Below are 9,682 nucleotides of genomic sequence, written 5' to 3' on the forward strand. Positions count from 1 at the left end.
AGCTTCTCCGCATACGGGTCCAGCTTGCTCGGCCGCTCGGGAACCTTGAACTGCGGCTCTACCGTGTCCGCCCGCAGGTACTTGCGGATCGTGTTGCGCGACAAACCAGTGCGCCGCTCGATCTCCCGGATCGGAACCTGCTGCCGGAAATGCCAGCGCCGGATTACACTCAATAACGCCATGTCGATCACTCCTGAATCCTCCGACCAATCAGCCAGAGGGAAGTCAAAACATGGGTCACTTCTCAGTGGAAACTTATGCCCCTCCCGGGTCAACTCTCAGTGGAAATCAACACTGAGTCCAATGTCCGCATTCCCCGAAGACATGCAGTTGCGCGCGCCGGATCAGGCTTGCCATGCGATAGGCATCCTCCACACGGATGACCCGATCCTCACGGCCGTGAACAATCAGGGTCTGATGGGGAAGTTTGCGCAGGTCGTCTTCCTGACATGCCAACGAGTCAAACCAGCGTTGGCGTGGGGCCGGGAACATCTGACTGTAGGATTCCTGGAAACCGGGCCGAATACTCGCCTCATAGCGGATCTGGGCGAGTTCGTCGGTTACAAGATCGCGGTTGTATGCGAAAATGTCGAGCATGCGGCGCATGTTCTCAAGCGAGGGCGTGTAGCCCCACACTTCATCGAGCCCTGGCAAGATTGACCCTTTGATGCCGCCGCTGCCCATCAGCACCAAGCGCCGGAACCGATCAGGATGACGGATCGCTGCAGCCAGCGATAGTGCGCCGCCAAACGAGTTGCCGACAAGATCAACCTGATCGAGGCCGAGGGCGTCGAGAAAGCCCAGAAGATGTTGAACCCAAGCTTCAACACCGTATTTGAAGTTTTCCGGACGATCCGTGAAGCCGAAGCCGACCATGTCCGGGGCGATTGCACGGTTCTGCTGCGAGATTTTTGGCAATATCATCCGCCAGTTTGCCCAGGCAGAAACACCCGGACCAGATCCGTGGATGAATACGACCGGAGAGCCTTCACCCACATCGTGATAATTGGTGCGAATGCCAGCGGCGATCACTGACTTGGATATTTCAGGGTTATCAGTCCCTGCAGTTGCAACGCTTCCCATGAGATTTATTCCTCAAAATTCATGTGTTTGTTTTGGAACAGTCACTCAGGGGAAATGAACTTGTGACCCCACATGCTGATGCTGTCATATCGAACGACCGACCAGGAGCGATCAACGTCGCGCGATCCGCAGCCGAACTCGACCGCGAAACCGGAAGGGGTGATCCCATAGAAGGAATACATGTGATCGTTCGTATGACGACCAAATGTCAGGAGAATTAGAGAGTCGCGCTCCATACGGTCAATCGCTCGACCAACATCATCAAGCGAAGCGGACTCGATCATGAAATGATGAATGCGTTTGGGGGCCGGGGCAGGCAGCAAAGCCATGCTGTGGTGCCGGCGGTTGCAGTTGAAGAAGTGAAGCTTGTGCTTACCGCCGGGGCCGAGATCCCAGTCGATGATGTCGGAAAGCTCCATCCCGAGACCATCAACGTAGAATTCTATCGATTTTTCGAGGTCGGGCGTGGCTAGAACGATATGGCCAAATCCCTGCTCACCGGTAACAAATGACGAAACACCGGCGGGAGACACAAACGGAACTTCGAACAATTCCGTGGCGCCATAATAGACCTCGATCCTGACACCCGATGGATCGATAACCGACACCAGGTCGATCACGCCGCGATCCGCCTTGAGATCGTCAGTTTCGTTCGTTACTTGATAGCCCATCTGCCGCAAGCGCTCTGCAGTGGAATTGAATGCTGCGGCATCGGCAGCTTCGAACCCGGCATAGGAAATGTCATCCGCTTCGCCGCGGTGCACCGCAAGCCGCCACGCGCGCGAATCCAGCCTGTAGCGGTCGGAGTCCTTGCCCTTCGCCGCAGTCATCATGCCGAGCGTATTGTTCGCATATCTGCTCCACGCATCGACATCGGACGCGTCGAAGCCAAGATAGCCAAGGCGGTCAACAGTCATCAGATTTCTCCCTCAGTTCCCAATTTCTCTGGCAATCCCACTCCGGCCAGGGCCGCAGAAACCTCATCGAGGACCGACGGATCCTCGATTGTCGGAGGTATGGTCCATGGTTCGCCATTCGCGATTTTCCGGATCGTGCTGCGCAGAATCTTGCCCGATCTGGTCTTGGGCAGTCGCGAAATCGACAGAATGATCTTCGGAGTAGCGATTGATCCAATTCGGCTTCGAACAGCAGATGTTGCCAAGGCGGAAATTTCGGCTGATTTCGCAGAAGCGCCATCTGAAACAACGAAGAGTACAAGCGGAACTTCGCCTTTGATGCCGTCGGCAACTCCGACAACAGCACATTCCGCAATTTGATCGACCGTCGAAATCGCTTCTTCGATCGAACCGGTCGACAGCCGATGGCCCGCGACATTGATGATGTCGTCGGTCCGGCTCATGATGAAGACATAGCCGTCTTGATCGATGTAACCAGCATCGCCTGTCTTGTAATATCCGGGAAATTCAGTGAGGTATGATTCCTCAAAGCCGCCATGGTTGTTCCAGAGTGTCTGCAGGGCACCAGGCGGCAGGGGCAGTTTGACAGCAATCGATCCGGTTTCTCCAATAGGAGCGGGTTCGCCTTCTGCATCGAGTATCTGGATATCGTAGCCAGGCATCGGCACGGCCGCCGATCCGTACTTGACTTCGATTGTTCCCAATCCGCTCGGATTGGCAGTCATCGGCCAACCGGTCTCGGTCTGCCACCAGTTATCCAGCACCGGAACGTCCAGCGCAGATTCTGCCCATTTGATGACGCTTGGATCGCCCCGCTCTCCGCCGATATAAATCGCACGCAGCGAAGACAGATCGAATTTCTGTGGCAGCACGCCGCCTGCGTCTTCCTTGCGAATTGCGCGCAGGGCCGTTGGTGCAGTGAACAGCAAATTCACCTTGTGCTGCGATATCACGCGCCAGAAGGTGCTCGCATCGGGCGTGCCGACAGGCTTTCCTTCAAAGATGACGGTGGCGCATCCGGCAAGCAACGGGCCGTAGGTAATATAGGAATGTCCCACGACCCAGCCGAGATCGGATGCGGCCCAGTAGACATCGCCTGCACCGATGCCGAAGACATTCTTCATCGACCAAACCAGGGCGACCATATAGCCGCCCTGTTGCCTGACAACGCCCTTTGGCTTGCCGGTCGTACCGGACGTGTAGAGGATATAGAGCGGATCGGTGCTTCGCACTTCGACACATTCCGGCCTGTCGCCACGAGTAATCGCGGCACTCCACTCGGCATTCCAATCGTAATCACGTTCAGGGCGTAGTTCGCAAAGAAGCTGCGGCCGCTGGAGGACGATTACCGCCTCGGGCTTATGGCGACTATTTGCTATGGCTTCGTCGAGCAGTGGTTTGTACGCGATTATCCGGTTCGGCTCCAATCCGCACGATGCCGAAACGACAACTTTGGGTTCGGCATCATCGATGCGAACTGTCAATTCGTGCGCAGCAAAGCCGCCGAAGACAACCGAATGGACCGCTCCCAGACGCGCGCAAGCCAGCATCGCGATGACTGCTTCGGGGATCATCGGCATATAGATGATGACCCGGTCACCCTTCGCCACCCCATGGCTGCGCAGCACCGATGCAAACAGTTCCACCGCATCCAGCAATTGCGAAAAGGTAAGCGTCTTGCTGATGCCGAGAATGGCGCTGTCATAAATCAGCGCGGCTTCGTTACCCCGCCCGGCAACGACGTGCCGATCGACGGCATTCCAGCACACGTTGCACGTTCCATCGGCAAACCAACTGGCCAATCCTTGTGGATCAACGACGCTCTCTGTTGGCGATGCGATCCAATCCACCGCAGTGGCAGCCGCCGCCCAAAAGCCCAGGGGATCGGCCATCCATGCATCATAGGTTGTGCGATAGTTTGACATGCTCGCGCTCCCGCCCTCAGACCGCAAGAACGATATTGCCGATGGCACTGCCAGACTCGACCCGCTCGTGCGCTTGGACGATGGAATGCAGTGGCAACACTTCGGCGATATTGTGGACGATATTTCCCTGAGCGATGAGATCATTCACGCCCTGGCAAATCTCCTGACGTCGCGCTTTCGGCAAATGATAGAGGATGAAGAAATCAAACCCGATATTCTTCAGGATGGACTTCGAGAACGGCATCTTGAACTCCCGTTCCGAGCTGCCATACGCGACGAGGCGCCCCTCTTTTGCCAATGCCGCAACATCGAGATTGACGTTGACCGAGAGATCGACCTCGACAATCAGGTCAACACCCGCGCCGCTTGTGGCGTCCATGATGACCTGCAAGGTGTCTTCTGTGCGATAGTTTATAACCCGATCCGCTCCGGCCAGCCTCGCCAATTCGGCCTTCTCCGAACTGCTGACCGTGGCCAATATCCTGGCTGCGCCGAGTTGCCGCGCAAACTGGACGGCGTAATGGCCAACGGCGCCGGCGCCACCCGCGACCAGAACGGTTTTCCCCCGAATATCCCCATTTAAGGTGAGTGCGTGCAGAGCTGTCGATGCAGGGATGCCTAGGCAAGCGCCGATTTCGAACGAGATATCGTCGTGCAGCGGTGCGGTGAAATTCTCCGGCACAACGACATATTCGCCTGCGGTTCCAGTGGTGCGGCCCCACGCAGCATTGAAAATTGTCAACGGCGGCGTAAAAGTCGTCCATTGGGCGGAGCAAAACCAGGCCACTTGATCCGGGTGTTGGCGAGCGCCGGGAGGGCGTAGCCCGAGCGGGGGTCGCCAACACCCGGATTGCCGTTTCTGTCAGGGGTTGGGACGTGCTTTGCGTGCCTGGCTCTGGGCCAGGCGATAGCTCTCGCCGTTCATCTCGAGGATGCTGACGTGGTGGGTGAGCCGGTCGAGGAGCGCGCCTGTCAGGCGCTCGGAACCGAACGTCTCGGTCCATTCGTCGAACGGCAGGTTGCTGGTGATCAGCGTCGAGCCGCGTTCGTAGCGCTGTGAGATCAGCTCGAACAGCAGTTCCGCGCCGGTTTTGGAGAGGGGCACGAACCCCAGCTCATCGATGATGAGAAGCTTATAGCCGGTCATCTGCTTGTGTAAGCGCAGTAGGCGGCGTTCGTCGCGTGCCTCCATCATCTCGCTGACCAGCGCGGAAGCAGTGATGAACCCGACCGTCAGGCCCTTCTGGCAGGCCGCCAGGCCAAGACCGATCGCGACATGGGTCTTGCCGGTCCCCGACGGGCCAAGGGCGATGACGTTCTCGCGACGGGTAATCCAGTCACAACGCGCCAGTTCGAGCACCTGCATCTTGTTGAGCTTCGGAATGGCGGCAAAGTCGAAGCTGTCGAGGCTCTTGGCGGCCGGGAACCGCGCGGCCTTGATCCGGCGCTCGACCATCCGGCGTTCCCGGTCGATCAGTTCCAGTTCGACAAGCCGAGCAAGGTAGCGGACATGATCTACGCCCTCTGCTGCGCATTGCCGGGCCAGCTTGTCATGCTCGCGCAGGAAGGTTGGCAGCTTGAGCGTCTTGAGGTGGCTGGCGAGCAGCAGTTCGGGAGCTTGGCTGCTCATGCCGCTGCTCCGCCGGTCAACAGCCGCATGTACGAGCGCGCCGATGTTGTCTCCACTCTGGCCCTGGGCAGGTAGGGATAGATCGCCATGTCCAGTCGGGGCGGGCGGCGCTCCACCCGGCATAACAGGAGATGCTTCACCGCATCGAAGCCGATCGCGCCCATATCAAGGGCCTGCTTCACCGCGCCATGCAGATCGGCCAGAGCGAAGCTCTCCAGCAGGCGCAGTACCTGCACATATTCGCGCCGGCCATGCTTGCCCATGCGCGTCTCCATCAGCCGGCGCAGCGTTGTAAATACCTCGGGCAGGTCCCAGCCCTGCAATGGTGCGGCCTGATCGAGGGCATTGATCTTCTGTTCGATCAGGGGAAGGTAATGGATCGGATCGAAGATCACATCCTCGCGCTCGTAGCTGCGCACATGGCGGGCAATGATCTCGCCCCGGCAACCGATCACCACCTCGTCGACATAGCCCCTGATCCACACCTCCTGGTGGCCGAAGCGCACCGGCACCGAGTAATCGTTGGTCCGGTAACGCACCAGCGCCTGCGATGAGACCTGGCCGCTGGTCTGGTCACAGGCCTCGAAGGGGGAAGCCGGCAGTTCCTGCATCGCCGCCAGATCGCGCCGCAGCCTCTCGCCAATCGTCTCACTCTCGCCCCGCAGCCGGTCGTTCTGCCGTTTGCGGCATTGCTCCTCGAGCCACAGGTTGAACGCCTCCCATGTCGGGAACCGGGGGATCGGCACCATGAAGTTGCGCCGGCAATAGCCGACAAGGCCTTCAACGCCGCCCTTATCGTTACCCTTGCCGGGGCGGCCGTAACGATCACGGATCAGGTAGTGCGACAGGAAGGCGCTGAACAGCCTCGCGCGCAGCCGCGTCCCGTCAGGCAGGATCTTCGAGACCAGGCAGCGGTCGTTGTCGTAGACGATCGACAGCGGCACCGCGCCGAAGAACGCAAAGGCGTGGACATGGCCGTCCATCCAGGCCTCGGCAACGGCAGCCGGATAGGCGCGTACGTAGCAGGCGTCGCTGTGCGGCAGATCGAGCACGAAGAAGTGCGCCTTCTGCTCCACCCCGCCGATCTCGACCAGAGCTTCTCCAAAATCTGCCTGCCCATGGCCGGGTGCGTGTGCCAGCGGCACGAACATCTCCCGGCTGCGCTGATCCCGATCCCGGATGTAATCCTTGATGATCGTGTAGCCTCCGGTGAAGCCATGCTCTTCGCGAAGGCGATCGAACACACGCTTCGCCGTATGGCGCTGCTTGCGCGGGACCGACCGGTCCCCATCCAGCCAGCCGTCGATGATCGGTATGAACGCTTCCAGCTTCGGTCGCCGCACCGGGGCGCTGCGACGGTAACCGGGCGGCTCGGAATACGACAGCATCTTGCGGACCGTGTCGCGCGATATGTTGAAATGCTTCGCTGCCGCCCGGGCGCTCATGCCGCCCGCGCAGGCAAGACGAACCTTCAGGTAAAGTTCCACGGTGTAAATCCCTCATCCCTCCTCGCCAGCATCGCGAAAAGGGAAAAAGTGGACGACTTTTACGCCGCCCGCAGCAGCACTTCGCCGCCGCTACCGTGGTCTAATTTTGCACCGCCGTTCTCATAGCCCCTCACCTGCGGCAAAGTTATCCTGCGCTACGCCGACACGAATGGAATGCGACGAAATCGCCTTGCACCAGCGACTAAGCTCGGCCTCGCTCATCTGCCCCAGCAAGCCCTTCTCCCAGGCTTGGCGAATAAGCCGCTTGTAAATGAGCGTGATACTGTTGGGGTGTAGCGGCTCTGCACCGATACCATCGATTGATCCGTCAAAATGCGTCGTGACCCGGCGCAGCAGCGGCCCCTGGTCGATTTCAGAAGCTTTGCACCAACGCGTGATGGCCATCATGGTTGCTGGAGAAAGGTAAGCCTGCGCACCAGCTTGCTTACGGTCAGTCTTGCTCGAGGGAATGTGAAGGATCCCTGCGCCCTCACTATCAGGGCCTTCAATGTGCGCAACATTGATCGCCACCAGTTCAGATCGCCGCGCCGCCGTATCATAGGCAATGCGTAACAACGCGGCATCGCGCAAACCCAGCTCGTCGCGGCGGCAGGCCTTGAGCAGGTGCGCGAGGCACACCCCCGAGGCAGGGCTGTCGAGATCGGCAATGTCGCCTTTGAAGCGAATGGCATGCGCCTGCCGCTGCCGCACGCCTAGATGATTACGGGCCGCCTTGCGCTCGAACTTGACCAAGGGGTCCGACGTTGGATCGGTGAGACCCGCCATGCGGTAAGCCCAGCCCACATGGACGAGGTAGCGCTCGATCGTCGCCATTGCGCGGGTTTTGAGGTCACAAGTCTCAGTACCGGAAAGGGCTCGGATCCAGGCAGCAACGTCGGCAGGCCTTGCAACGGCAGGCTCAACGCGGCGCAATCGGCACCATTGCCCCCACAAGGTCAGGTCAGAGCGGAAGGCGCGGCGTGTGTTTTCGGACCAGCCACGCATGGCTGCATCGAGCAGCGCCTCGTCGATGCGAATGCCTGCACCTGCCAGTGCGCGCACATCTCCGATCAGATCTGCTGGTTCGACAGATAAAGGAACGATCTTTCGGGTACGGACCGATGATTTTTGAGGGCGGACGGGTTCGCGCATGTCAGGACTTTTCTCGTCGGGTGCTTGGGCCGCAAGCAGCCGGGCTGGCGGTGCGATGATCGGTCGCCGCATCAATCGCCCCAAGGATTGACCAGGTCGATGCCGGTAGCTGCAAAATCCTTCACGTTCCGGGTCACCAATGTGAGCCCGTAAGCCCCTGCGATACCGGCAATCTGGACGTCGCCAGTCGTCATGGTCCGTCCAGCGCTGGCACTGACGCTGGCCAGTTCGGCCGCCATTTCCGCCGAAGGCCGGTCGAAGGACACGACGCGCGGACCAAATCGGGCAACGATACGCTCGAACGCCCCCATCAGTTCGTCGCGGCGGCGCCCGGGTGGCATGGAGTTGATCCCGGCACGTACCTCGAAGATCGCAACAGTCGGCATAGCACAGTTGCCAGCATGGCGATCGAGCCATGTCACCACACGAGCCGAGGGTGCTGGCCGCATCGACTCGGAAACCACGTTGGAATCGATCAGGTAGATCATTCGAAGACCGGCAACGCTCGATCAGGGCGCTGGCGCTGCGCATCGATCGCGGCGGCGACATCGTCATAGCCTGGCCGCGTGATGCGCACGATGAAGCTGCCGAGCGGCTCGAGCGCATCGGGGTTGCCCACTTCTGCGCGCGCAGCTTCATCGAGAATCTGGCGCAGTTCTTCCTCGAGACTATGGCGCCTACGTGAAGCACGCTGGGCAAGCAGACCCTTGGTTTCTTCAGACAGGTTGCGGATCGTGACGCTGGCCATGCGCGGACTCCATGTTGGCGGCCGAGGTGGCCATCGCCGCTAATATAGCGGCAATTCACATCGGAAACTAGTAAAATGCAATCATGCAATCGCTAATCTGAGTTTTGCGTAGTTACGATAAGCAGCCATTATCAACACTAGTACGTATAGTACATGGACTGACAAACCCTGTTTAGTCTATAATCGGTGCATGAGCCGCCCGCCCCTGCCCCTCACCGCGCTGGCCTGGACGCCCGATCTTGCATCCGTGCTGGCCGAGGCGAGTGCCGCAATCGGTCGCCTCGATGCGCGGATTTGCGCGAGTTTCTGTGTGCCGGCATGGAATCTGCGAGCCAGCTGGATGGGTTATGCCCGCGCGCTTCAGCTGCAGAGATATGAAATCGAGGAAGTGGACATTATTTCGCGGGAATGCGGGCTCCAACTCGCCGGGCGCCCCCGTCTTGTGTGAGCGGACGGAATTGACTGCAACGAGCCGATTTTGAAGCGCCCCAAGGACCGACAAAATTACCTGCAGTGGCCACGGCTACATTTCCGTTCGGCTTCACTTGTCACCTTCTCACCTTCCCCAGCATAGCCGCTGCGGCATTCGAGGCAGGGGCGAGCTTGCGTCCATAGCGCAGCGCGGTCGATGTCGATGTCCAGCGCAGCGCCTGGGCAACAGGGCCTGCATCGGCCCCGCTGGCAAATAGATCCTGTGTCAGCCCGACCCTCAACGAATGCGTACTGAGCGCAGCTATAGC

9 protein-coding genes and 2 pseudogenes are annotated in these 9,682 nt (G+C 59.5%); all 11 read right to left on the minus strand.

Annotated elements, in window-relative coordinates:
* Positions 1 to 182: pseudogene (locus tag IQ35_RS20050) on the minus strand (IS21 family transposase); the annotation flags it as partial.
* Positions 183 to 288: 106 nt separating this feature from the next.
* Entirely contained in the window at positions 289 to 1,083 is a 795-nt protein-coding gene (locus IQ35_RS20055) for an alpha/beta fold hydrolase (protein WP_145076016.1), read from the minus strand.
* A gap of 41 nt (positions 1,084 to 1,124) precedes the next feature.
* Positions 1,125 to 2,000: a biphenyl-2,3-diol 1,2-dioxygenase gene (bphC, locus tag IQ35_RS20060; protein WP_126000070.1), complete on the minus strand. Its 876-nt coding sequence runs from the start codon at positions 1,998 to 2,000 to the stop codon at positions 1,125 to 1,127.
* The gene (locus tag IQ35_RS20065) at positions 2,000 to 3,925 is read right to left on the minus strand and encodes an AMP-binding protein (RefSeq protein WP_145076019.1); all 1,926 of its coding nucleotides are present in this window, start codon (positions 3,923 to 3,925) and stop codon (positions 2,000 to 2,002) included. The genes bphC and IQ35_RS20065 overlap by 1 nt, the downstream gene beginning before the upstream one ends.
* A 16-nt stretch (positions 3,926 to 3,941) precedes the next feature.
* Positions 3,942 to 4,667 (minus strand): NADPH:quinone reductase, encoded by a 726-nt coding sequence (locus IQ35_RS20070; protein WP_158636729.1) that lies wholly within the window; start codon positions 4,665 to 4,667, stop codon positions 3,942 to 3,944.
* A gap of 120 nt (positions 4,668 to 4,787) precedes the next feature.
* The gene (gene istB, locus IQ35_RS20075) at positions 4,788 to 5,555 is read right to left on the minus strand and encodes an IS21-like element helper ATPase IstB (protein WP_048578302.1); all 768 of its coding nucleotides are present in this window, start codon (positions 5,553 to 5,555) and stop codon (positions 4,788 to 4,790) included.
* A complete protein-coding gene (istA, locus tag IQ35_RS20080; RefSeq protein WP_081261070.1) occupies positions 5,552 to 7,042 on the minus strand; it encodes an IS21 family transposase in 1,491 nt (496 codons plus the stop codon). The genes istB and istA overlap by 4 nt, the downstream gene beginning before the upstream one ends.
* 120 nt (positions 7,043 to 7,162) lie before the next feature.
* Positions 7,163 to 8,194, minus strand: coding sequence for a site-specific integrase (locus IQ35_RS20085; protein ID WP_145076025.1), 1,032 nt, complete (start codon positions 8,192 to 8,194; stop codon positions 7,163 to 7,165).
* Positions 8,195 to 8,265: 71 nt separating this feature from the next.
* Positions 8,266 to 8,682, minus strand: coding sequence for a type II toxin-antitoxin system VapC family toxin (locus tag IQ35_RS20090; RefSeq protein ID WP_084653589.1), 417 nt, complete (start codon positions 8,680 to 8,682; stop codon positions 8,266 to 8,268).
* Positions 8,679 to 8,942, minus strand: a complete 264-nt coding sequence (locus tag IQ35_RS20095) for a FitA-like ribbon-helix-helix domain-containing protein (RefSeq protein WP_070936387.1) — start codon at positions 8,940 to 8,942, stop codon at positions 8,679 to 8,681. Before IQ35_RS20095 ends, IQ35_RS20090 begins: the two co-directional genes overlap by 4 nt.
* A gap of 548 nt (positions 8,943 to 9,490) precedes the next feature.
* A pseudogene (locus IQ35_RS21335) lies at positions 9,491 to 9,682 on the minus strand (integrase); the annotation flags it as partial.

The organism is Sphingobium wenxiniae (genome assembly GCF_007830065.1).
GTDB classification, from domain to species: domain Bacteria; phylum Pseudomonadota; class Alphaproteobacteria; order Sphingomonadales; family Sphingomonadaceae; genus Sphingobium; species Sphingobium wenxiniae.

What these genes read in the sequence shown, in the direction of transcription:
- istB (WP_048578302.1), bottom strand. Translation starts at nt 5,555, where the DNA reads ATGAGCAGCCAAGCTCCCGAACTGCTGCTCGCCAGCCACCTCAAGACG.
- IQ35_RS20090 (WP_084653589.1), bottom strand. Translation starts at nt 8,682, where the DNA reads ATGATCTACCTGATCGATTCCAACGTGGTTTCCGAGTCGATGCGGCCA.
- IQ35_RS20055 (WP_145076016.1), bottom strand. Translation starts at nt 1,083, where the DNA reads ATGGGAAGCGTTGCAACTGCAGGGACTGATAACCCTGAAATATCCAAG.
- bphC (WP_126000070.1), bottom strand. Translation starts at nt 2,000, where the DNA reads ATGACTGTTGACCGCCTTGGCTATCTTGGCTTCGACGCGTCCGATGTC.
- IQ35_RS20085 (WP_145076025.1), bottom strand. Translation starts at nt 8,194, where the DNA reads ATGCGCGAACCCGTCCGCCCTCAAAAATCATCGGTCCGTACCCGAAAG.
- IQ35_RS20095 (WP_070936387.1), bottom strand. Translation starts at nt 8,942, where the DNA reads ATGGCCAGCGTCACGATCCGCAACCTGTCTGAAGAAACCAAGGGTCTG.
- IQ35_RS20065 (WP_145076019.1), bottom strand. Translation starts at nt 3,925, where the DNA reads ATGTCAAACTATCGCACAACCTATGATGCATGGATGGCCGATCCCCTG.